Annotated in this window: 18 protein-coding genes and 1 pseudogene; 8 read left to right on the top strand and 11 right to left on the bottom strand. The window is 65.4% G+C overall.

Annotation, left to right across the window (positions count from 1 at the left end):
* Positions 1-471: 471 nt before the first annotated feature.
* The 4 genes from DMB42_RS12345 to DMB42_RS12330 all read right to left on the bottom strand — a co-directional run bounded on the left by DMB42_RS12345 (position 472) and on the right by DMB42_RS12330 (position 5173).
* Positions 472-660 (bottom strand): hypothetical protein, encoded by a 189-nt coding sequence (locus DMB42_RS12345; RefSeq protein WP_125633796.1) that lies wholly within the window; start codon positions 658-660, stop codon positions 472-474.
* 1071 nt (positions 661-1731) lie between these two features.
* Positions 1732-2175, bottom strand: a complete 444-nt coding sequence (locus tag DMB42_RS56350) for a transposase (RefSeq protein ID WP_125633794.1) — start codon at positions 2173-2175, stop codon at positions 1732-1734.
* A 693-nt stretch (positions 2176-2868) separates the two neighbouring features.
* On the bottom strand, positions 2869-3525 hold the full coding sequence (locus DMB42_RS12335) for a RadC family protein (protein ID WP_125633792.1): 657 nt from the start codon (positions 3523-3525) through the stop codon (positions 2869-2871).
* Between the two features lie 931 nt (positions 3526-4456).
* Entirely contained in the window at positions 4457-5173 is a 717-nt protein-coding gene (locus DMB42_RS12330) for a GntR family transcriptional regulator (protein ID WP_125633790.1), read from the bottom strand.
* Between the two features lie 669 nt (positions 5174-5842).
* On the opposite strand from DMB42_RS12330, the gene DMB42_RS12325 reads away from it, so the two are divergent.
* From DMB42_RS12325 to DMB42_RS12315, 3 genes are all read left to right on the top strand, one after another.
* Positions 5843-6289 carry a GNAT family N-acetyltransferase gene (locus tag DMB42_RS12325; protein ID WP_125633788.1) on the top strand — a complete coding sequence of 149 codons (447 nt, stop codon included), beginning with the start codon at positions 5843-5845 and terminating at the stop codon, positions 6287-6289.
* A gap of 282 nt (positions 6290-6571) precedes the next feature.
* Complete coding sequence (gene dapA / locus DMB42_RS12320) at positions 6572-7489, top strand: 4-hydroxy-tetrahydrodipicolinate synthase (protein WP_125633786.1); 918 nt, start codon at positions 6572-6574, stop codon at positions 7487-7489.
* A 54-nt stretch (positions 7490-7543) separates the two neighbouring features.
* Entirely contained in the window at positions 7544-9229 is a 1686-nt protein-coding gene (locus DMB42_RS12315) for a ribonuclease J (RefSeq protein WP_125633784.1), read from the top strand.
* A 193-nt stretch (positions 9230-9422) separates the two neighbouring features.
* On the opposite strand, the gene DMB42_RS12310 is transcribed toward DMB42_RS12315, so the two are convergent.
* From DMB42_RS12310 to DMB42_RS12300, 3 genes and pseudogenes are all read right to left on the bottom strand, one after another.
* Positions 9423-10199 carry an ABC transporter permease subunit gene (locus DMB42_RS12310; RefSeq protein WP_185844608.1) on the bottom strand — a complete coding sequence of 259 codons (777 nt, stop codon included), beginning with the start codon at positions 10197-10199 and terminating at the stop codon, positions 9423-9425.
* Positions 10196-10918, bottom strand: a complete 723-nt coding sequence (locus DMB42_RS12305; RefSeq protein WP_185844607.1) for an ABC transporter permease subunit — start codon at positions 10916-10918, stop codon at positions 10196-10198. Before DMB42_RS12305 ends, DMB42_RS12310 begins: the two co-directional genes overlap by 4 nt.
* Positions 10919-11025: 107 nt before the next feature.
* Positions 11026-11676, bottom strand: a pseudogene (locus DMB42_RS12300) (ABC transporter ATP-binding protein); the annotation flags it as partial.
* Positions 11677-11788: 112 nt separating this feature from the next.
* Here DMB42_RS12300 and DMB42_RS54170 point away from each other — a divergent pair.
* On the top strand, positions 11789-13168 hold the full coding sequence (locus DMB42_RS54170; protein WP_221762103.1) for a sensor histidine kinase: 1380 nt from the start codon (positions 11789-11791) through the stop codon (positions 13166-13168).
* Positions 13165-13806, top strand: coding sequence for a response regulator transcription factor (locus DMB42_RS12290; RefSeq protein ID WP_125633776.1), 642 nt, complete (start codon positions 13165-13167; stop codon positions 13804-13806). The genes DMB42_RS54170 and DMB42_RS12290 overlap by 4 nt, the downstream gene beginning before the upstream one ends.
* 821 nt (positions 13807-14627) lie before the next feature.
* On the opposite strand, the gene DMB42_RS56345 is transcribed toward DMB42_RS12290, so the two are convergent.
* Positions 14628-15092, bottom strand: a complete 465-nt coding sequence (locus tag DMB42_RS56345; protein ID WP_221762102.1) for a transposase — start codon at positions 15090-15092, stop codon at positions 14628-14630.
* Between the two features lie 643 nt (positions 15093-15735).
* On the opposite strand from DMB42_RS56345, the gene DMB42_RS12280 reads away from it, so the two are divergent.
* Positions 15736-16233 carry a DUF402 domain-containing protein gene (locus DMB42_RS12280; protein WP_125633774.1) on the top strand — a complete coding sequence of 166 codons (498 nt, stop codon included), beginning with the start codon at positions 15736-15738 and terminating at the stop codon, positions 16231-16233.
* 209 nt (positions 16234-16442) lie between these two features.
* Positions 16443-16574 (top strand): hypothetical protein, encoded by a 132-nt coding sequence (locus DMB42_RS54910; protein ID WP_260477634.1) that lies wholly within the window; start codon positions 16443-16445, stop codon positions 16572-16574.
* Positions 16575-16948: 374 nt separating this feature from the next.
* On the opposite strand, the gene DMB42_RS12275 is transcribed toward DMB42_RS54910, so the two are convergent.
* Together DMB42_RS12275 and DMB42_RS12270 are read right to left on the bottom strand one after the other, a co-directional pair.
* Positions 16949-18100, bottom strand: coding sequence for a hypothetical protein (locus DMB42_RS12275; RefSeq protein ID WP_125633773.1), 1152 nt, complete (start codon positions 18098-18100; stop codon positions 16949-16951).
* Positions 18097-19353 (bottom strand): glucarate dehydratase family protein, encoded by a 1257-nt coding sequence (locus DMB42_RS12270; protein WP_125633771.1) that lies wholly within the window; start codon positions 19351-19353, stop codon positions 18097-18099. The genes DMB42_RS12275 and DMB42_RS12270 overlap by 4 nt, the downstream gene beginning before the upstream one ends.
* Positions 19354-19460: 107 nt before the next feature.
* Here DMB42_RS12270 and DMB42_RS12265 point away from each other — a divergent pair, with 107 nt between their 5' ends.
* A complete protein-coding gene (locus tag DMB42_RS12265; RefSeq protein WP_125633769.1) occupies positions 19461-20936 on the top strand; it encodes an aldehyde dehydrogenase (NADP(+)) in 1476 nt (491 codons plus the stop codon).
* A gap of 322 nt (positions 20937-21258) precedes the next feature.
* Here DMB42_RS12265 and DMB42_RS12260 read toward each other — a convergent pair whose 3' ends face one another.
* Positions 21259-22167, bottom strand: coding sequence for a 5-dehydro-4-deoxyglucarate dehydratase (locus DMB42_RS12260; protein ID WP_125633767.1), 909 nt, complete (start codon positions 22165-22167; stop codon positions 21259-21261).
* Positions 22168-22207 lie beyond the last annotated feature (40 nt).

The raw sequence follows: 22207 nt of genomic DNA, 5'->3' as shown, positions 1-22207 counted from the left end.
TGCGACGGTGTGGATTGTGGTGATCAACCCGTCTACCAGGAGCTTCTTCACGTCACCGGCCGGACACCGGCATCGCGATCATGCTGTGACCAGGGCGCTCGCTGCGGAGCCTGAAAAAGGTTCACTGTTCATCGCGGCCATCACGTAGCCTCCTTCGTTCTCGGACAAGGCCCTAGAAGGAATACGGGTTGACCGTCACCATTTCCAGAATCGCATGCACATGCCAACCGGCAGCCGTGACCCGAACACATCTCACCACCGCACGTTTGAAGCCCATCCCCGCCGTTCGATGACCTTCACCCCGTACGAACAAGAGCCCCCGGCAAACACCGAAGGCTCAGCCCCGTCCTACAAGTCATCCTTCGCCAATAGGCGATCAAGTCTGAGCCCCAGATCAACCAGCTGGCACTGAAGCTCATCGAGCCTCCTCAGCACCTCCGCCAGGCTGGACCTGCAGTTATCGTCAAGGGTTCACCGAAGGCGTGCGATCTCGAAGTTGAGGATCTCGAAGTCCTGACCGACCTCCGAGTGAACATCGGCGACGTCAGCCCTGACAGTAGCGATCCCAGCCAACAACGCGTTGCTGCTCTCCGAGCACGACCGAGCCTCGAGCGCCTGGATCCGGAGCTGCAGATCAAGGATCTCCACCTCAATGTTCACGTACCCCTACCCCTTACCGCTAGTCGAAAGGGAGCCCGGCCCTCCATCGGCCAGGTCCCACCTGCCGCCAGCACATATTCGCAAGGAGCCCATGCCTTCGGCGATCGCCGACGACCATCCCAGGAGTGCTTTTCTTCACCCACCGATTGGCGCTATTCCCGTGACGTCCGCGTCCGCCCCGCTTGTCGGAGGAAATAACCTGACCCAGGTAAGAGGAAGAACACCCCGCCTGGTCACATCCGCTCGGTCAAAGGCCTGCGCAACGCAGCAATGATCGCCTCAATGCAACAGCGCTCTCCGGAAACCAGAGGGCGCAGACTCGACCGAACGTCCCGAAAGCTTGCCTATCCGCGTGCAACCAAGCTGTTCGTGACGACCGGAGGACTGGCGATCGCAGCGAGCCGGAGCTTGGTCTCGTCCGCATCACCTGGACCTGACCACAGCCCGCCCTCCGAGAGCGGACCCCACAGCAAGCTCAAGCTCCCGATAGTGCCCGCCTGTAAGCCCGACCACCATGACAAGGCCACGCCGACACCCTGCCGCCATGCCACCGTTGCGAAAGGCCGACGCCCTCTCGCAACCACGAACTGACGCACCCATCCATTCCCGTGTTTTGGGCTGTATCCGTTCGTGCGTCACCAGGCCAGATCAAGGCTGACCAGGTCTCCAAGACCCGAACATCAACACCATGGTCGACACGAATGGCCTGAACGTCCCGGCCCTGTACTGCCTGGCGAATCGCCGGCCGCACTCAAGGAACTTAAAGTGCTCGTCAGCGTCGTCTCATCCCAAGCAAGTCAAACCGCTCGAATGCACCCAGGCATCACTACCGCTCAACCCTGACGGCACCACGAAGGAAGTGCCACCCACACACCATCGGTGAGCCTGACCGGGCCCGTTAGCGCACCCCCGTAGTCACGTGCCGCCGCCGTCACACGACCCCTGCCCCGCCACCCGACGCCGCGCCATCGGCCACGGCCCCGACCGAGCCTATGGGGCAATCACCTCCGTGACGGCAGGCGCCGCATGCTAACCCGGCATCCCGTGCCTGTCGCCAGCAACGTACTCACTTCAACCCTTGCGTCTCCCCATTTGGATCACCTCTGCCAGGCGGAGCGCCAAGCTCGCCAGCACCGGATCCCGCTGCTGTGCCAGGCCGGCCCCCTCGTCGTACGCGACCTGTGACGAGAGACCAACATCGAAGATCCTTACGACACCAGCAGTCACTGAAACACCACCGCCCACTTGGCCGTCACCATCCTGAGCGGCCTGTACCTCGCTGAACAGGCGCTGCCAGGTCCCGTCCGCCGCCCAGCGGCGTTGCCGCTTGTAGACCGTGATCCAACACCCGAACCGGTCCGGGAGGCTACGCCACGGCGCCCCGGTACGCGCCTGGTACAGCACCCCGTTGATCACCGTCCGATGATCCCCTCGCCGCCCCTGCCGAACCTCGCCGTCAGGTAGCAACGGCATCAGGCGTTCCCACTCCGCATTCGTCAGATCCGAATGAAGCATTTATCCCTACCCCTTGAGTGCAATCTGCTCTCGACCTCGTCATCAGGGCAATAAGGACGGCCATCGCAGGTTCCCTTCGAATAGCAACGATTCAAGGGGTGAAGGAGCCCTGCGATGGCCGCAGGAACTAGTTTGCCTTCTCCGTCATGCTCGCCGCAGCAGATCGGCAAGAATTAACCAAATTTCTTGAGCCGACCATCCGTGCGAACACAGGCCGTTGAGGATTGATCCTCGCCAGCGTCGTTTTGTCATAGAGAGTCGGCCGCCATGTGATTACGCCTATTCGGAAGCGCGCGCAACCCGCATATAGTCACATAGCTCGCCGGGTTCCAAGTCCCAGAAATGGGTGAATGCTCCAAGCATCACCCTCAGCGCAAACGACACAGGCGCGGACTCGAATACTGCCTGTCGTCTACATGGATGGGGAGCAGCGGGCCGTTATCGCCGCCGGCCCGCTGTCCCGGTCCAGATTCCTCCGTGAGGAGTAGAAGCGTGGTCCCGCACTCTCCGGGATGCGCGGGACCACGCTTTGGCGAGTCTGTTGGCCGGCCGACGTCCATTACGACCTCAACTCGCGCCATTAGATTCTCATGACCGCCCCATGGGTTTCTACTGTTCGGCGCTATAAACGGGAAGGTCCCATTTGATGCATCCAGGGTTCATGCATACGTTCAGATCCTGAATGGAGGTGATTTACATGGAGATCCGCCTCCAGGCCGCATCCGTGATGATCAGATGGTCGAGGAAGCGCACCCCGACTGTCTGGGCGGCCTCGGCGAGGCGAGCCGTGGCCTCCAGGTCGGCATCGCTGGGATCCAGAGAACCTCCTGGATGATTGTGGGCAACGCCGAACATGGCGCCGCCCGCCGTGAGCACGAGCGAGATCGTCTCCCGTATGGGAACCGCCGTGTGATCGGCGCCGCCTTCAGTCAGCACTGACCTTTTCAGCACGCCACCTCGCGTGTCGCACACCACTACGACGAAACGCTCGTGCCCGAGACCGCGAAGTAATGGCGCGCAAACTTCCGCCAGATCGGACGTACTGCTGATACGGACCCGTGCTGGTTCCGAGGCCGCGCGCCGTACGAGATGAAACGCCGCCGCCACCCGGGCGGCCTTGGCCGGCCCGATGCCTGGCAGCCTGAGCAGTCGATGCGGGTCGGCGCGCCCGAGCGCATCGAGATCGCCGCAATGTTCGATCACCTGGCTGGCCAGCTCCAGCGCGCTCGACCCACGAAAGCCGGAGCCGAGCAGGACGGCCAGCAGCTCCCGGTCGGCCAGCACCGCCGCGCCGCTCGACATGAGCCGCTCCCGCGGCCGATCGCGCTCGCACAAATCTTTGACTCGCATTCTCAACCTCCGCCCCCGTTCTATCAACGACGACCGACAATCTCCGGCCCGGCATCTCGGGGCCGATAAATCAGCTAATGGTCGGCAAGTGTGCCTTCAGGTGTGCGCACCATGGACACTTCCGTTTCGGAGAGAAACAGGTGCGTGTTGGGGAAGTCTCCCGGCCGAAGCCATGCTGACTGACTTATGGGGAGATGTCTCCAGCTGCGTGCCCTTCGGTCGATTATCTGAACGCTGTGCAATCCGGCATCTGGGGTGATTCAGTGCGCAGACTGCTGCTCTTGGCGCCAGGATGAATCGCCTTTCATGGCTTGATCGAGATTGCTTCCCGTGCACTCGCATGGTTGCCCGCTGCGGGATGCCGCATATCTCGTGACTTGCGACTGGGGAATTGCATCCGGGGCCGCGGTAGAGTGCACGCATCACCAACTGCCGTTGGCGTTCCGGGGGATAGGCGCTGTCGAAAGTGCCTGGTCAGCGCTCGCGATCAAGGCTGTCAGACCATGCAACTCGTGATGAGCTGTGAGTCATCGTTCACGGCCTGCGCGACACGCTGGGATGTATCGGTCAAGGCGGCAAGTTCTACAATTGTTGCCAGCTGAGCTCGGAGTCGAGATGGTCGAGAGCATGACTCCAGGACCGTCATAGGACGCGCCGGGCGCCCACCAAGAGGTCCGTTCGACGCCTATTATCCCTGCCCGGACCGTCTGTAGAAGTGTCGCCTCATCAGCTGAGGGCGTGATCTTAGAACCGTTCCGTTGATCGCCCTACTGTCATACGAGCACCTGCTCATGACCTGCCTCCGCCGCAGTGGCCTCGTAACGCTGGCAGGTCCCGCGTCGCTCCCGCTAAGGGTGCACGCCGACCCTCTCTGAGGGCAAGCGAGGCTCCAGGCGGCGAGGCGCGGCGCCACCCGGAGCGCAGAGGTCGGTCAGACAGGCATGCTGTACATCACTCTGAAACGATCGCCTGGAATGACGATGTCGCTCGTTTCGACCGGACGCTCGCCGGCCCAGTGCGTACGTTCGACATGCAACACGTGAACCCCAGCCGCCAGAGCGAGCGCGTCACTCTCGGCCGGCTGGGGAACGCGGGTGTGAATGCTCTCCACCACTTCTGTGATCTTTATGCCATGCGCGTACATTCTCGCGACCAGGCTTCGGCGTTCCTCCTCTGTATGGGCGACGAACGCCATCGGCTCGTAGGCGGTGACCAGTTGGATCGGCTTGCCGTCGCCGCGGAAGACGTAGGACGTTCTGGTCAAGGTGGACTGTTCGTCGATGCGTAGGCGTCTGGCGATGTCGGGACTGGCCTCGGCCGGCTCGCTGTGCCAGTCCCATGTCACGCGTCTGCCTTGTGATTGCAGGTCGGCCGCGAACGGCGCGGGATGGTCGAGAAAGCGCCATCGATGCAGAGGGGTGAGGTTGGGGCGGTCCCTGACGTAATGACCCGACCCGACACGGCCAATGATGAGCCCCTCGCCCGCGAGCACGCGTAGGGCGTGACGGGCAGCGGTCTCTCCGACCTGGTACTTACGGGTCAGTTGCGCCCGTGAGGGGATGGGCGCGCCTGGGGGGAGGGTGCCGTCGATGATCTGCCGCCGGATGTCTTCGACGACACGCAGGTAGACCGGATCTGAGGTGGCCACTAGTCCATCCCTGGGGGTTCGTGTGAGGCGTTGCCCCATGTTGCCGTATTCGACAGGTAACCGACCGTCATCGATGACTGCTGGAGCCCCAACTTTGCGATGGTGGAAAATTATCGAAGAAACCTTGTAACGCGGATGTAAGGGACGCCGATTCTCCGGTAGAGGTCGTCGATGTGTGTACCCCCGAGCACATATCGGCGGCCTCTTCCATGCCCGCACTTCGGAAGCGGCAGTTGGGGTCGGACGAGCGCAGATCAATCATGCGCTGCGTCCCTGCTGACGGTCATCTCGTTGATCGCAGCCACGCCGTGCTCCCATAGGCCGAGGCCGAAGGGCCGGCCGCCGGATGGCTTCGGAAAGAGCGCCGCTGGATCACGAGCCGCCCATGCCTTGAGCCTGCTCCCGTGACCTCTGGGTTGGATCTGTGTGTATGTGAGAGTGAGGCGGCGCACAGAGCGATGGCCTGGTGGAGCCCGGGTTCAGGGTGGTGAACGGCGCGGGTGCAGGTCTGACGTCGGGAAGAGTGGTCTTCTGGTATCGCCAAGAAGTGGCTGTGTTGTGAAGGGCCACCTGCTCCCTAGGTTGTGGCTTCCCCCGTCATTAGGCATTGGCTGCTTGCCCATGTGTCCAGGATGGTCGATGCCTCAGCTCTCGCCCTAAGGAGATCATTTGATCAGCATCGGCAAGCTCGTGCCGTCCGACCGAGATGTGTGGGAAGGCCTGTTCAGGGCGTACATCGACTTCTACCAGCGCGTTGAACCGGCTGAGATGTACGAACGCGCATGGCAGGAATTTCAGGCGGACACCCGCATGCATGCCTTCGGCGCGCGCCTGGACGGTCGACTCGTCGGCATCACGCACTTCCTGGTCCATGCCAGCACCTCGGCCCCTGACGCCGACGTCTGCTATCTCCAGGATCTGTTCACCGCTTCCGACGTCCGGGGCAGGGGAGTGGGGCGCATGCTGATCGAGGCCGTCGCAGACTGGGCTCGTGATCGCGGTTGCTCCCGGGTCTACTGGAACACTCATGAGTCGAACAGCACCGCGCGTCGTCTGTACGACAAGGTCGCCGAGAACAGGGGTTTCATCAGATATCAGATCGAACTGCCCCGGTAGGGCTTGATTCACGGTTGCTGCTCTCGCCTTGGGGGCCCGTTCTGGGCGATGAGAGTGGGTCACGACGGATCCCGAGGGAGAGGCCAGGCCAAGGGAGAGGAGGATATGGGCTTGGCGGCAGCCGGGGTGATCGTCGGCGGAGCAGGTTGGGTCACCGCAAGCGGTCATCCTTGTCACCTGGGCCCTCCAGATGCCCGCGAATGAGGGCAAATGGCCCCGCTGGGCAGGCAAAGCGGGGTGGCGACGTCCAACGCTTTTCCGAATCCAGGTAGCGTTCGCACTATGGCATCGCCAACTGGAACCACCGACGCACCCTTCGGTCGCATGTTGACCGCGATGGTCACGCCGTTCACCCATGACGGCGACGTTGACTACGCGGGCGTACGGCGCCTGGCCACCTTTCTGGTGGACGAGCAGCGTAACGATGGTTTGATCGTCAACGGGACGACAGGTGAGTCGCCCACCACCTCGGACGATGAGAAGCGACGGATTGTCGCCGCCGTCCTGGAGGCTGTGGGTGATCGCGCGGTGGTTGTGGCCGGCGTGGGGACGAATGACACTCGCCACAGCGTCAAGCTTGCCAAGCAGGCGGCGGAGGTGGGGGCCCACGGTCTGCTGGTGGTGACGCCGTACTACAGCAAGCCTCCGCAGGAGGGGCTCTATCGGCATTTCACCGCCGTGGCCGACGCCACCGAGTTGCCGGTGATGCTTTACGACATCCCGGGACGCAGCGGCGTACCGATCAAGACTGAGACGCTGATCCGGCTGGCGCAGCACGACCGCATCGTGGCCGTAAAGGACGCGAAGGGCGATCTGTTCGCTGCGAGCCAAGTGATGACGGCGACCGATCTCGTCTTCTACTCCGGCGACGACCTGCTCAACCTGGCCTGGCTGTCCCTCGGCGCCGCAGGGTTCGTGAGCGTCGTCGGACATGTGGTGGGCTCCGAACTGGCTCGCATGATCGCGTTGCACAAGAGCGGTGACGTCAGGCAAGCGCTGGCGGTTCACGGCCAGGTGGCCCCCGTGGTGGACGGGATCATGCTGAAGGCCGGTGGCGCGATCATGGCAAAGGCGGCACTGAGTCTGGTGGGTGTGCCGGTGGGATCGGTACGCCTGCCGCTCGTGGACGCGACAGAGAAGCAAATCGCCGAGCTGCGTGCTTGCCTGGTAGCCGGCGGGGTGAAGTTGACAGACGCATAGGAACGGGGAGGAACCGGGAGTTTTGAGAACACGATTTGACCATGGGGGCCGGGTATGAGCCATCCGCATCCTGAGCTTGGCCCCCCGCCGGAGCTGCCGTACGGCGGCTTGCGCATCGTCGCGCTCGGCGGGTTGGGTGAGATCGGCAGGAACATGGCCGTCTTCGAGTACGACGGTCGCCTGCTGGTCGTCGACTGCGGGGTACTGTTCCCCGAGCCCGACCAGCCGGGCGTCGACCTGATCCTGCCCGACTTCGATTACATCAGGGACAGGCTCGACGACATCGAAGCCGTCGTGCTGACACACGCCCACGAGGACCACATCGGGGCAGTTCCCTACCTTCTGCGCGAGCGGCGCAACATCCCGCTCATCGGATCCAAGCTCACATTGGCCCTGATCGAGGCCAAACTGACGGAGCACAGGATCCAGCCGACCAAGCTCGAGGTCATCGAGGGTGAACGGCACGTCTTCGGGCCTTTCGACTGCGAGTTCCTCGCGGTGAACCACTCGATTCCGGACGCGCTGGCCGTGGCGATCAGGACGCCCGCCGGCATCGTCCTGCACACCGGCGACTTCCGTATGGACCAGTTGCCGAGCGACGGCCGGCTCACCGACCTCGGCGGTTTCGCCAGGCTCGGCACCGAGGGTGTCGACCTGCTGATGTCGGACTCCACCAACGCCGAGGTGCCGGGCTTCGTCACCAGTGAGCGGGAGATCGCGCCGGTCATCGACGAGGTGATCCGCACTTCCGAGCAGCGCGTGATCGTGGCCAGCTTCGCCTCGCACGTGCACCGCATCCAGCAGGTCATGGACGCCGCGGCCAAGCACGGCCGCAAGGTCGCCCTGGTAGGACGGTCGATGGTGCGGAACATGGGGGTGGCCCGCGATCTGGGCTACCTCAAGGTGCCGCCGGAGCTGATCGTCGACGCGCGCGACATCGAGGAGTGGCCGCCGGAGGACGTGGTGCTGGTCTGCACCGGTTCCCAAGGCGAGCCGATGGCGGCGCTGTCGAGGATGGCCAACCGCGATCACCCGATCCGCATCGCCGAGGGCGACACCGTGTTGCTGGCCTCGTCCCTGGTACCGGGGAACGAGACCGCGGTCAACAAGGTGATCAACGGGCTCACCAGGTGGGGTGCCCGCGTCGTGCACAAGGGCAACGCCAAGGTGCACGTGTCCGGACACGCGGCCGCCGGCGAGCTTCTTTACGTCCTCAACCTGACCCGTCCCTCGAACTTCATGCCGGTGCACGGGGAATGGCGACACCTGCGGGCGCACGCCAAGCTTGCCGCGCTCACCGGTGTTCCGGACGACCACATCGTGATCGCCGAGGACGGCGTCGTGGTGGACCTGGTCGACGGCAGAGCGAGGATCGTGGGAGCGGTTCACGCCGGGTACGTCTATGTTGACGGCACCTCGGTCGGCGAGATCACCGACACCTCGCTGAAGGATCGCAGGATTCTCGGTGACGAAGGATTCATCTCGGTGGTCGTCGTGGTCGACTCCGCCACCGGGAAGCTCACCGCCGGCCCCGAGATCCACGCGCGTGGGTCGGGCATCGATCCGGCCCAGTTCGAGGAGTTCATTCCGCAGATCGAAAGGGCGCTCCAGGAGAAGGCCGCAGACGGTGTGGTCGACATGCAGGAGATCCGCCGAGTCGTGCGTCGCACGGTCGGTCGGTGGGTCAGCGACACCTATCGTCGCCGTCCCATGATCATCCCTGTCGTGCTCGAAGTCTGAGCCTCTGGGCGGTACGGCAGGCGCCTGAGCCTGCCGTACCAGCGGTTGCGGACCGAACCTCTGCCGCATCGGCCCTCGCCGGGTACGGAGACCCGTGACGGCCATCTGCTCTGACCGAGGGCGCCTGCGGAAGATGTCATGACTTGCCGGACGGCGGCGGACACGCCGTACCAAGGCCCCTAGAACGCGCAACTCAAGCGTCCCTCCTGCGAATGAGCCAGACGGCGGCCAGCAAGGGAAGAACCGCGTACGCCACCGATACGGCGACGGCCGCTGGAGGAGACAGCAGGGAGCCGTACACCGAAGTGGTGATGAGGTCGCCGGTGATCTCTCGGGCCAGCGCGCCGATCATGACCGAGCCCAGCCGTTCGCTCCAGGGTTCCGGGATGTTGCCCACGATCATCGGGATCACATAGACGAGCCCCACCAGCAAGGTGATCGCGCCTGCAGCGGAACGCAGAAGCGCGCCCAAGCCCAGGCCCAATAGAGCGAAGACCGTCACCGTGAGACCGGTGACGAGTAGGAATGGTAGCTTGGCCGCGAACGGGACCAGATAGGTGCCGGAGAAGCGGTCACCAAGCACCCCACGTGAGACGAAATAGGTTCCGAACACTGCAATCGGGCCAACGACCAGGCTCACTACGGCCACTACGGCGGCCTTCGCGGCGAGAATCGGCCATCGACGGGGGACCACCGTCAGACTCGTTCTGATCAAACCGGTGGTGTATTCAGAAGTGATGACCAACGTGCCCAGGACACCCATACAGAGCTGCGGCACGATCACCAGGACCTCCTCCAGGTCTGCCACCCGGGCGCTTGCGCGCTGCTCCGCTGAGGCGTTGTCGTACATGCCGGCCGCCATCGAGGCGAGGGCCAGGCCCAGGAGAATCGTGCCGAGGCTGATGCCGACGATGAGGTAGGAGGAGCGGACGGAACGCACCTTCAGCCACTCCGAAGTGAGAACACTCATGCGTCCCTCCGCTTGAACATGATGAAGCCGACAATGAGAGCGATGGCCGGATAGAGGAGGAGGGCCAGGAGTGCGGCCCATGGCGGTAGAAGGCCGTCGCCAAGCCGTGACGAGAGGCGATGACCGGCCAACTGCGGAACCAGGTTCGGCAGCAGCAACGTGGCAACACGCGTGCTCCACGGCGGAGGCAGATAATTGACGACGCCGGGCAGGATGAACAGCAAGGTCACCACCGAAACGATCGCCCCCGCCGTAGACCGCATGGCCGCACCCAGACCGAGCCCCACCAAAGCCAGCGCAGTCACCGAGATCCCCGCGGCGAACAGCATCGGCAGATCATCGGCCAGAGGTGTCTCGTTGAAGCCCAACCGGTGGCCGGCGGCGATCAGGCGGCTCGCCGAATAGGTGACCAGCAGAACGACGTACGCCGTTGTCGAAGTGGCCAGGCCGACGACGACGGCCTTGGCCAGGAACAAGGTACGGCGCTGCGGGACGACAGTGAGACTGGTACGGATCATTCCTGTCGCGTACTCGGATGTGATCGCGAGCACGCCCAGGACGGTCAGGCTCATCTGAAGGAGTGGCAGGAATCCCTGTTCCGGCGCGGCTGCCTGGACGGTCCCTCGTTCGTCGGCGAGGCCGCCGACATAGACCGTCCACACCGCGCCGAGCACCATCATCAGTGCGGCAGCCCCCACCACGTGCCAGGTCGAAGTCACCGACCGGAGCTTCAGCCACTCGGACGACAAGGTTGCCTTCATCTCGTCGCGCCGAACTGCACGCTGCTCGCAGCCAGGGCCATGTAGGCGTCTTCCAACGAGGCATGGCCCGCGGTCAAGTCGGCTACCGTGGCGTGCGCGATCAGCCGCCCTCGGCCGAGGACCACGATGCGTTCAGCGGTCAACGCCATCTCACTCATCAGGTGACTGGAGAGCAGGACCGTCCTTCCCTCACAGGCCAGCGAACGCATGAGGTCGCGGATCCAGCGCACGCCGTCGGGGTCGAGGCCGTTGACCGGCTCGTCGAACAGCAGGACGCCAGGATCGCCGAGCAACGCGGCGGCGATACCGAGCCGCTGTTTCATGCCGAGAGAGAAGCCGGCCACGCGCTTTCGCGCCACATCCGTCAGCCCCACCTGTTCAAGCACCTCAGCCACCCTTGTGGCGCCGATGCCGTTGGTGGCGGCCAGGCAGAGCAGATGGTTGTAGGCGGTGCGCCCACCGTGGACGGCACCCGCATCGAGCAGCGCCCCCACCTCGTGCATGGGCCTCCTCATAGAGGCATAGCGTCGGCCGTTGACCAGGGCCAAGCCGGAGGTCGGCGCATCCAGGCCCAGGATCATGCGCAGCGTGGTGGACTTGCCGGCGCCGTTGGGGCCGAGGAAGCCCGTCACGTGGCCAGGCTCGACCGTGAAGGACAGATCGTCTACGGCGAGCGTGTCGTCGTACCGCTTGGTGAGGTGCTGAAGTTCGATCACGCTGAACAAGATGCGGCACGCCGGGTCGCCGCCGCATCGGACCACGGTCCGAACTTCAAGGTCAGACCCTGGGTTGACGTGCTCAGCTTGGCGAGCGGCTACCGTTCAACACGTGAACGAGAACCACCCCTTCTTCGCCAGGCGTTGGAGCCGCCGCCAGTTGATCATGCTGGATCTGGCGGCGGCGCTGGGGTTCGCGTTCGTGTTCTTCACAGCTGCCGTCACCACGCCGGATATGCCTCTGTGGCTGAAGATCGCCCTTCCGTGCGGACTGGGATTGCCGCTGGCGGTGCGAAGGCTCTGGTCTCTGCCCGTCTTCTGTCTCACGCTGCTGCTCGCCGTCACCGCCGCGATGGTGGATGCGGTGGCGTACGCCTACATCGCACCCGCGTATGCGATGTACATCGTGGCGATGTCCGACAGGCTGGGAGCCCTGATCCCATCCTCGGCCATCGGTGTGGTGAGCATGATCAGTGTGCTCGGGCTGGTGGTGGCAGGGGGAGCGCCACGCGAGGGCGCTCCGTTCTGGCTGGTGCACATCGACCAACCGCTGGTCGGGATCGCGGCGCTCGGCGGAGCCTGGACGATAGGGCGGGCTGTGCGGGAACGCCGGCTGTACGCGGCGCGGGATGCCGAGCGATTTGCGGAGCATGCGGTGACACAGGAGCGGTTACGCATCGCGCGAGAGCTGCACGATGTCGTGACCCACAGCGTGGGCCTGATCGCGGTCAAGGCAGGCGTGGCCAATCACGTGCTGGCCACCAGACCGGAAGAAGCACATGATGCCCTCCGCGTGATCGAGACTGCCAGCAGGAGTGCCTTGGTGGAGATGCGCCACCTGCTGGGCGTGCTGCGTTCCAACCAACTGCCCGATTTTGCTCCCGTGCCGGGGATCGCAGGATTGGAGGGCTTGGCGGAGCAGGCCAGGCAAGCCGGGGTTGCGGTCGAGCTTGATCTACGGATCGGGGCGGCTGACGCCGACGAGACGCGGCCAGGAGATCGTGTTCAGACTGGCAGCACGTCACGTGGCCGGGCAGACAGGTCGTCGCGTGAAGAAGACGAGCCTTCTGAAGGGCCGCGCGCCATGTCTCCGAACGGCGACTGTGGGCCGCATGAAGACCTGTCGATGGGAGCCACCTCCGTGCCTGGAGTGGGCGGAGATCGAGAAGTCATTGCGGCGGGAGGGAGACGGTTGCCCGACGGTGTGGAGCTGTCTGTCTATCGCCTCGTGCAGGAGGCGCTCACAAACGTGGTCAAGCACGCCTCGCCCACTCGTTGCCGGGTGTCCGTTGCCGCAGAGGAGGGTGAGGTACGCATCGAGGTGATCGACGAAGGGCTGGGCAAGCGCTCGTTGTCCCCGGACGGCGCCGGTCACGGACTCATCGGGATGCGGGAGCGGGTCATGATGTACGGCGGGGTGTTTGAAGCGGGGAATTTGCCGCGAAGGGGCTTCCGTGTGTTCGCGTGCCTGCCCTATCAGGAGCTCTCGTGATCAGGGTCGTCGTCGCTGACGATCAGGCCCTCCTCAGGGGAAGCTTCACGATGTTGGTCGATTCCGAGCCTGACCTGATGGTTGTTGGCGAAGCATCGACCGGTTCCGAAGCCGTGTCGGTCGTCTTGGAGCAGCGGCCGGATGTGGTGTTGATGGATGTTCGCATGCCGGAGATGGATGGCATCGAGGCGACGCGGCGCATCGGGGCTGTCTCGCGAGTTCTCGTGGTGACCATGTTCGATCTTGACGCGTACGTCTACGATGCGCTTCGGGCTGGGGCGAGCGGGTTTCTGCTCAAAGACACGCCGCCGGCTGACCTGCTCGCCGCCGTTCGGGTGGTTGCGAGCGGCGAGGCTCTGCTGGCGCCTACGGTGACGCGACGCTTGATCGAGGAATTCACGAAGACTCCCGTGGTGCAGCGGCCGCAGGGGCTCGAAAAGCTGACGGGTCGCGAGCGGGAAGTGCTGTTGTTGATCGCTCAAGGACTTTCCAACGGGGAGATCGCTGATCATTTGCGGTTGAGTGTAGCCACGATTAAGACGCATATCGGCCGGTTGCTGGCGAAGCTGGGGGCGCGCGATAGAGCACAGCTGGTCATCGCGGCGTACGAGAGTGGGCTGGTTTCCGCAAGGCGATGACTCGGGGTGAACCTGATGTGGGGTGTCGGGTGGGACGTGCTAGCCCAGGTAGGGAGCCGGCGTCTTCTCGCGGGTGACGAGTGGGCCTTAGCGGTCGGTTCTGTCGGCGGCGATCTGGTGGGTTCTGAGTCGGAGTTCTGGTGCGGTGCGGTATCTCAAGGGATCGGTAGACGGTTGGCGTAGGTTGCGCAGATGGAGTGGGATCTTTGTGGCGATCCTCTCCATATGTCCTTCTGTGTGATGGAGTGCAATTTTGGCTTCCTGGGATGCTTGGCGCCTATTGGGTATCTCAGGAATTGTGCTGGTCACGCTTTGATTGCGCAGTATCCATGTAAGGGGAGGCGGCTGGTGGGTGTCAGAGAACACGAGTCGCAGCACTATGGTCGAAACCTGCCGGGTTAATCGGAGGGTTCGGCGCTAGGCCGTCGCCAAGCTGTGGGCGGTGACCTGGTGCGAAGGGTTTGGCCGCCACCGAACCGGACCTGTGTCAGGGGCGGACGTGCTGGCGCCTTGATGTGGCCGACATTGATGCCAATGCGACAGGTGGAGCTGGCAGAGGGTATTTGTCCGGCAACAGAGCACTTGAGTGCGGCACGGAAATGCTGTGTGCGAGAGCCGGCCCGCGCGGGCACCCATGAAGGGGTGGTGCCCACGCGGGCCGGGTGGAGGAAGAAGGTAGGTGCCCGCGCGGGCAAAATGGAGGGGGTTTCTAAGTGCCCGCGCGGGTGTCTGTGGGATCCTGTGTCGGATCGGACTTGTCCTACTTTGAACAGGTTAATGCGGTCCCTGTTCGGGTTTCCGGCTCGCTCAGGGGAAGATTACTAGTCGGACGCCTCTTTGTGGGCGTGAATTCTTATGTTGATGCTGGTGGGGTTGGTGAGCGCGGGCGGTTCAGTAGCAGCGGATTGAGAATCCTCTTTCGCGCCTTCTGGGGGATTTTCGGGGGTTCGAGTTGATAGTCCCCGATCTTTCCTAATCCTGGATGGACGCGGGTGGGGCGGAAGTGGAGAGGGGGCCGGATCGTGTTCGTCTTCGGCTTGTGCTTCCTCTAGGACTCTCGCCCAGGTTCCGTCTTCGGTCCAGCGTTTGAATCGTTCGTAGCAGGTTTGCCAGGGGCCGTAGCGCTCTGGGATTTCTCGCCAGGTTGCTCCAGTCTCGAAGCGCCACAGGATTCCGTTCACTACTTGCCTGTGTCCCCGCCAAGGCCGGCCGGGGCCTGCGGCAACCGGGAGTAGAGGTGCGATTCGTTCCCATGCCTTGTCGGTCAACTCGCCACGTCTCGCCACGGGTCACAATCTAAGCGGGATCAGGCGGTCGTTGTAAGGGGGTTATGGGGGCGTTCTTGGGGTGGAAGTGTGTGGGCGGGGCAGGAACGGCGAAAATGCCTGGCTATTTGGGAGATATGTCTGTGAATTTTGAAGGTTGACTGGTTTTTGAGTTGCTGTCGAAGGATGATGATATTTCGTGTGACGTGGGGCTTGTCGGGATGTCTTGAGGAGGCGCTATTCGCGCATTTTGGGGTGAAATGCTTGGATGGGTGCTTGTTGGAGGTGCGTTGCATTTGTTGTGTTGGATGACGATGCGTTTTGGGTGCACCTTGATGGTTGTTTGTGAATGCCGGCGAGTTGTGGGTTATGTAGTGGAAGAGCGGGGAGGAGGGGGCCTCTCGGGTGGGGCTGGCTCGCTACAGAGGCGCCTCGTGCGAGTGGGTTGCCTCGGCGGAGTGAGGGGCGCGTCGCGTCGCTGGCGAACCTTGTGGCCGTGAGTAGTTGATGGTTCGAGGTGCGTTTAGAGGCGCTGGGGTGGCCTGCCTGGTTGGGGGGTCTGTCTTCGAAGTTTGGGATGCGGTGGTGAGGGGTGTGCGTGGGGGATGTGGTCGTGGGGCTAATGGCCTCGTGGTGGAGGTGGGCGGAAAAGTAGGTTTGTCTCATGAGTGATGTGCGTGTGGTGTTTCGGAAGTACGGCGGGGCTCTGCACTGGAACCATCCGGGCAGGGTGCTCGGGGATGATCAGCACGGGATCTGGGTGGCGGTGCCGGGAGGGACGGTCGCGCGGAAGGGGGAAGGGCCGGCCGTCAAGTGGGAGACCCACGCGATCATGCTGTTCCCGCGGGATGCCTGGTGGACGGCATCGTTCAATGCGGCGCCGCATCGTAGTGAGGTCTACGTGGACGTCACCACGGTTCCAGAGTGGCGTGATGACGAGGTCACCATGTTGGACCTCGATCTCGACGTGATCAGGATGCGGGACGGGCGGCTCATTCTCGACGATGAGGACGAGTTCGCCGAGCATCAGGTGCTGCTGGGGTATCCGCCGGAGTTGGTAGCTCGGGCGGAAGAGAGTGCGCGGTGGTTGATGGATGAGGTGGGGGCGCGAAGGGGGCCGTTCGGGGGAGCGCACCTGAAGTGGCTTGCGATGTTGGATTGAGTGCCGTCGGATCTGGTGGTGGGGTTGGGACGGCAGGAGCCCAGTCCTGGGCCCGGGACGTTGCTGGGGCTGGGTGGTGTGTCGGTCGTCGGGTAGGGCGGGTGGCGGGCTGCTCGGGTGGGTGATCTTCGGTGCTGGGGTGCGATGCAGGTTGCGACGCCGACGTCCGGTAGGGGGCGGCCTGATCTGAGGGGCGGGCTGTTCGGTGGGTGAGGAGTCTGCTTCCGCTGCGCTGCTGCCGTTTCTGGTCGGGCTGGCTGCGGGCCTTCCTGAAGCGGCGGGTGTTGGGGTTGCGTCTGCGGCTGATCTTCACCGTTGGCGGGTTGTCGGTCAGCCGTTGAGCCTGTCTCTGCCTCGGTCGGGCTGTTGGTGACCTAGGCAGGTGCGTGTCTGGGCGTCGGGCGTTGATGTGGGGCACGCGCTGATGGGTGTGCATCTAGGGGGCAGCTGGTCCGGTGCTGCTGGTGATCGGTGAGTTAGACGCTTCAGGTAGGCGGCTGGGTATGGGACTCGATCTGTTCCGAATGTTGGTCGGTGTCCCGGGACACGTGGGTAGCTGACTCGGGGGCTGAGGCGCTCTTCAAGGCAGTTGCGCGGGGGAGTTTGTTGTGGCTCGTGGTTCGGGCTTCGATGTTCGGGGCGCTCATCGGGGGGAGGGGCCGGATGTCCTGGGCTGGGGTCTCTGCTGGCGTTATGGGCGCGATCAAGGCTGAGGTCAGGGGAGATGGCGGAGGGCGTTTGTGAGGGCTGAGAGGCGCTGGGGGGAGGCCAGGCCTGCGTGGTAGAGGTGGAATTCTGAGGCGCCGGCGTGGGCGTAGGCCTTCAGGTGCGCGGCCAGGGTGGTTGTGTCGGCCGGGCGAGGTGGGAGGGCCAGGACGTAGGCGCCTACTCGTTGGCCAGGGGTGCACAGGTTCGCCAAGGCGGTGAGGCGGGCGGCGTCTGTGGTGGTGTCGCCCCAGCAGTTGCCTACGAGGACGTCCAGGTCTGGGTCGCCGTCGGGGAGGGCGGCGAAGGGGCCGGTCGCCCAGGGGGTCGGGTTGGCGTGCAGGGTGATCGGCGTGTTCGGGGCTGTTGCGCGGGCGGCGGAGAGCAGGCGGCGGCGGAGGGAGGCCGACAGCCGCACGCGGATCGCACGTACCTCGTCGGTCAGGGGGCCGAGGGCGTGGTCCATCGTGTCGGCCTTGGGGGGATGGGGGCCGGTTTCGGGTGAGGCGGTTGCTGGGTGGTCGAGGATTTCGCGGATTCGAGGGGCGGCTTCTGAGGGGTAGTGGGGGGTGCAGGCCTTGCAGAAGCAGAGGGAGAGGAGGTCGGTGTCGGTGAGGGTCCAGTCGGCGCCGGAGGTCTTCTCGTGGATGCTCTGGTGGGTGAACCCCATCGGTCCGCAGGCCTCCAGGATCAGGCCGTCCGGCTCGGCCAGGGTGAGGGTTTCCGTGACGAGGGTCTCGCAGTACTCCAGGACGTCCTCGTGGGCGGGGCAGAGGGCGTACGGGTAGGGGTCGCCGAAGGCGTTGCGTACGACCAGGTCGGGGAACCGGGTGCCCAGGTAGGAGTTGTGGGTGAGGACGATCCAGGCGTGGACCTTCAGGCCGGCCCGGTGCAGGGCCGTCTGGGCCTGGAGATAGGCGTCCGGCGGGGTCCAGGTGGGAGCGGCGGGGACCAGGCGGGACCAGGTGTGCGGGCGGATCGGCAGGTAGAAGGCAGGGTGGGGGACGTCCAGTACGCGGTGTGCGGGGTGGTACGGGGTGACGGCGCGGGTGGAGTGATAGGCGGCCGCCAGGGCGATCGTGTCCACGCCCAGTTCGGCAAGGCGGGTGGGGGCCGTCGGGTCGCCGACGACGTCCCAGGGGTAGACGTAGGCGACGTTCACCAGCGGGGTCTCCTCGTGGAGAAGGCGGGCTCGAAACGCCGCATGTAGGTCGTGTCGTCGCGGGCCCGGACGCCGCACGTCTCGTACTGCTCGTTCATGATCGCCAGTGCGTCGCGGTCCAGTTCGACGCCGAGGCCGGGGCCCGCGGGGACCGGTACGGCGCCGTCGGTGAAGCGCAGGCTGCCGGGAAGCACCACGTCCTGGCCGTCCTGCCAGGGGGTGTGGGTGTCGCAGGCGAAGGTCAGGTTCGGGGTGGCGGCGGCGAGGTGGGTCATCGCGGCCAGGCTGATGCCGAGATGGGAGTTGGAGTGCATCGACAGGTCCAGGCCGAAGGTGCCGCAGAGCGTGGCGATGTGCGCCGATCGTACGAGGCCGCCCCAATAGTGGTGGTCCAGCAAGAGCACGCTGATCGCGCGGGCGGAGATGGCGGGGGGCAGGTGTTCGGGGGTGACGACGCACATGTTCGTGGCGAGGGGCATCGGGACGGCCGCGGCCACCTCCGCCATGCCCGAGATGCCCGGTGTGGGGTCCTCCAGGTACTGGAGGGCGCCGTCGAGCTCGCGGCCGACGCGGATGGAGGTCTCGACGGTCCAGGCGGCGTTGGGGTCCAGGCGGAGGGGGATCCCTGGGAATGCCGCGTGCAGGGCCCGGATGCCGGCGATCTCCTGGTCGGGGGGCAGCACGCCGCCCTTCAGCTTGATCGAGGAGAAGCCGTACTCCTTGGTCAGGAGGGCTGCCTGCGCGACCAGGCCCGCCTCGTCGAGGGCCGGGCCGAAGCGGTCGGGGCCGGCGCCCGGGTGGGCCGCCCATTTGTAGAAGAGGTACGCGCTGTAGGGGACGGCGTCGCGGACGCGTCCGCCGAGCAGGTCCACGACCGGTACGCCGGCCGCCTTGCCGCGGATGTCCAGGCATGCCACCTCGAAGGGGGAGAAGACCCGGTCGACGCTCTTCTCCTTGGTGGCGGCGCCGGTCAGGCCGTGCAGGTCGGTCACGACGTCGCCGACGGTCGCCGAGACGCGGGCGTACATCTCGTTGGTGGCATGGACGTCGAGGCCGAGCAGGACCTGTGCGCACTCGCGGACCTTGGTGAGGTGGCCGAGGTCGCCGTAGGTCTCGCCGAGTCCCGAGATGCCCTCGTCCGTGACGATCTCGACGATGGTGCGCAGGGCCCATGGTTCGTGCACTCCGGCGGCATTCAGGAGGGGCGGATCCCGGAAGGCGACGGGGGTGACGTGGATCTGCCGGATGATCATTTTAGAACCGCCGTCCATATATGTGAACAAATGCCAGATTTGTGGACAGGTTGCCGCCACTGTAAGAATCGGGCTCAGACAGTGTCAAGACTGCGAAGGGCCATGTGATGATCTACGGATACGACCCCAGGACCGGTGAGACCGTGGGCAGCGCCGTGCCCGAGACCGACAGCGCCGGGGTCGGCCTGACCGTCTCCGCGGCGGCGGCGGCCGGCGCCGCGTGGCGGGCGACCCCTGTGGACGAACAGGCGCTGGCGCTGGAGGCCGTCGCCGACGCGCTCACCGCGCACGTGGACGAACTGTGGCAACTCGCCGACCAGGAGACCGCCCTCGGAGAGGTACGGCTGCGCGGCGAGGTGGCGCGTACGGCCGGCCAGTTCAGGCTCTTCGCCCAGGTCGTCCGGGACGGCGGCTACCTGGAGGCCGTCATCGACCACGCCGACCCCGCGCTCACCCCGCCGCGGCCGGACGTGCGGCGGATGAACCATCCGCTGCCCGGTGTCGTCGCCGTCTTCGCGGCGAGCAACTTCCCGTTCGCGTTCTCGGTGGCGGGTGGCGACACCGCCTCGGCGCTGGCCGCCGGGTGTGCCGTGGTGGTCAAGGCGCATCCGGGGCATCCGAACACGTCCGAGCGGGTGGCGAAGATCGTACGGAATGCCCTGCCTTATCCGGACCTGCTCGGGCTGGTGCAGGGGATGCAGGCAGGCGTCGACCTGGTACGGCATCCGCGGGTGGTCGCGGCCGGGTTTACCGGGTCGGTGGCGGGCGGCAAGGCGATCCGGAAGCTGATCGACGAGCGGGAGACGCCCATCCCGTTCTACGGCGAATTGGGCAGCGTCAATCCCGTGGTGGTGCTGCCGTCGGCGCCGGCGAAAGAGGTGGCGAGCGGGTTCGCGGCGTCGCTGACGCTGGGGGTCGGGCAGTTCTGTACGAATCCGGGGCTCATGTTCGTGCCCGAGGACGACGAGCTGCGCGAGGCGCTGGTCGCGGCGATCGAGGGGACCGCCGCGACCGGGCCCATGCTGGCCGAACGGATCAGGGACGGGTATCTGGGCGGGCTCGGACGGCTCGGCGAGCTGCGGTTGCTGGCCGAGGGGAAGCCGGGGGAGGGGGCCTGGGCGGTGGCGCCCAAGGTGTTCGCGACGGATCTGGAGTCGTTCGGGGAGAGGTTGCCGGGAATCGCGGAGGAGTGTTTCGGGCCGGCGGCTGTCGTGGTGACTTATCGGGATATTTCGGAGCTGCGGAGGGTGTTGGAGCGGCTGGAAGGGTCGTTGACGGCGACTGTTCATGGCAGTGATCCGGATGAGGCCGAAGAGGTCGTCGAGGTGCTCGGCCGGAAGGCGGGGCGGCTGATCTGGAACGGGTGGCCGACGGGGGTGGCGGTCTGCTGGGCGATGCATCACGGGGGGCCGTGGCCGGCTTCGACGTCGGCGTTCACGTCCGTGGGGGCGGCGGCCATCGGGCGGTGGGTTGCGCCTACGGCGTATCAGGACTGGCCGGAGGCGTTGCTGCCTGAGGAGCTGAAGGAGGGAAACCCCCTCGGGATCTCGCGCCGGGTCGATGGGCGACTGCAGGCGGGGTGATGCTGAGTGTGCCCTTGGGAGGTGGGGGCTCGGCTCGATGGGGGCGGGAGCGAGCCCTGTGCCTGGCTTGCGCCTGCGCCTGAGCCTGAGCCTGAGCGTGCGGCTGAGGCTGAGGGCTGAGGGCTGAGGGCTGAGGCTGGGCTGAGGCTTGGGCTTGGACTTGGGGGCGAGGGCGTGGGGTGATGGGGCGTGAGGGTATGTGGTGGGCGCGGGCTGGGGGCGTGGTCTGACCCTAGAGCTCAAGGTGGCCTGGGTGGTGGGAGGGCTCACTCGCCGAGGGCTACCAAATGGCTGCTCGATGGGACCGACTCGCTGACTCCCGTCAGGTGGTGGCGAGGTGTAGGCCGGTGGTCGTGAGGTGTCGCAGGGTGGCCAGGTGGTCGGGGGTGGGGTCCGTCAGGGGGGCGCGTACGCCGCCGACGTCCAGGCCTCGTAGGCGTACGCCTGCTTTGACCAGCGATACCGCGTACCCCGGCACCAGGTCGCGCAGTTCCACCAGCGGCAGGTAGAAACCGGTCAGCAGGCGGCGTACGAGTGCGTCGTCCCCGCTGGTCACCGCCTTGTGGAAGGCCAGCGCGATCTCGGGGGCGAAGGCGAAGACGGCGCTGGAGTACAGGTTCACGCCGAGGCCGCGGTAGGCCGGTACGGTCAGCTCGGCGGTGGGCAGGCCGTTGAAGAACGTGAACTCCCCGCTGGGCGCGGCGGCCTGGACGGTCAGGATGATGCGCTGGAGCAGGTCGAGGTCGCCCAGGCCGTCCTTGAAGCCGATCACGTTCGGCAGCGCGGCGAGCTCGGTCACGGCGGCGGGGGAGAAACGCGCGTTCCCTCGCTGGTAGATGATGACCGGGAGGTCGGTGGCGGCCGCCACTTCGCGTACGTACCTCACCAGACCGGACGGCGGGGCGCTGACCAGGTACGGGGGCAGCAGCAGCAACCCGTCGGCGCCGCTGTCGGCGGCGGCCAGCGCGCCGGCCCTGGCCATGGGGAGCGGTCCGCCCGCGCCTCCGAACACGGGCACGCGGCCCTGCGTCGCCGCGACCGACGTGGTCATGACCTTGGTGTAGTCGGTGAGGTCGAGGGCGTTGAACTCGCCGGTTCCGCAGGCGGCGAACACTCCTCCCGCTCCGGCGGCGACCCCGTCGGAGACGTGCTTGGCCAGCACCGCCGCGCCGTCGGCGCCGTTGCCGTCGAAGGGGGTCACGGGAAAGAAGAGAACACCATCCAGCCGCATCGGCAGTCCTTCCAAGGAGGGGGTCGGCGGGTGCCCGGTC

Origin of the sequence: Nonomuraea sp. WAC 01424, from assembly GCF_003947315.1 — a bacterium.
Lineage (GTDB): Bacteria > Actinomycetota > Actinomycetes > Streptosporangiales > Streptosporangiaceae > Nonomuraea > Nonomuraea spiralis.
This window is presented reverse-complemented; position numbering and strand designations above follow the sequence as displayed.

What these genes read in the sequence shown, in the direction of transcription:
- DMB42_RS56350 (WP_125633794.1), bottom strand. Translation starts at nt 2,175, where the DNA reads ATGCTTCATTCGGATCTGACGAATGCGGAGTGGGAACGCCTGATGCCG.
- DMB42_RS12335 (WP_125633792.1), bottom strand. Translation starts at nt 3,525, where the DNA reads ATGCGAGTCAAAGATTTGTGCGAGCGCGATCGGCCGCGGGAGCGGCTC.
- dapA (WP_125633786.1), top strand. Translation starts at nt 6,572, where the DNA reads ATGGCATCGCCAACTGGAACCACCGACGCACCCTTCGGTCGCATGTTG.
- DMB42_RS12315 (WP_125633784.1), top strand. Translation starts at nt 7,544, where the DNA reads ATGAGCCATCCGCATCCTGAGCTTGGCCCCCCGCCGGAGCTGCCGTAC.
- DMB42_RS12310 (WP_185844608.1), bottom strand. Translation starts at nt 10,199, where the DNA reads ATGAGTGTTCTCACTTCGGAGTGGCTGAAGGTGCGTTCCGTCCGCTCC.
- DMB42_RS12280 (WP_125633774.1), top strand. Translation starts at nt 15,736, where the DNA reads ATGAGTGATGTGCGTGTGGTGTTTCGGAAGTACGGCGGGGCTCTGCAC.
- DMB42_RS12270 (WP_125633771.1), bottom strand. Translation starts at nt 19,353, where the DNA reads ATGATCATCCGGCAGATCCACGTCACCCCCGTCGCCTTCCGGGATCCG.
- DMB42_RS12265 (WP_125633769.1), top strand. Translation starts at nt 19,461, where the DNA reads ATGATCTACGGATACGACCCCAGGACCGGTGAGACCGTGGGCAGCGCC.
- DMB42_RS12260 (WP_125633767.1), bottom strand. Translation starts at nt 22,167, where the DNA reads ATGCGGCTGGATGGTGTTCTCTTCTTTCCCGTGACCCCCTTCGACGGC.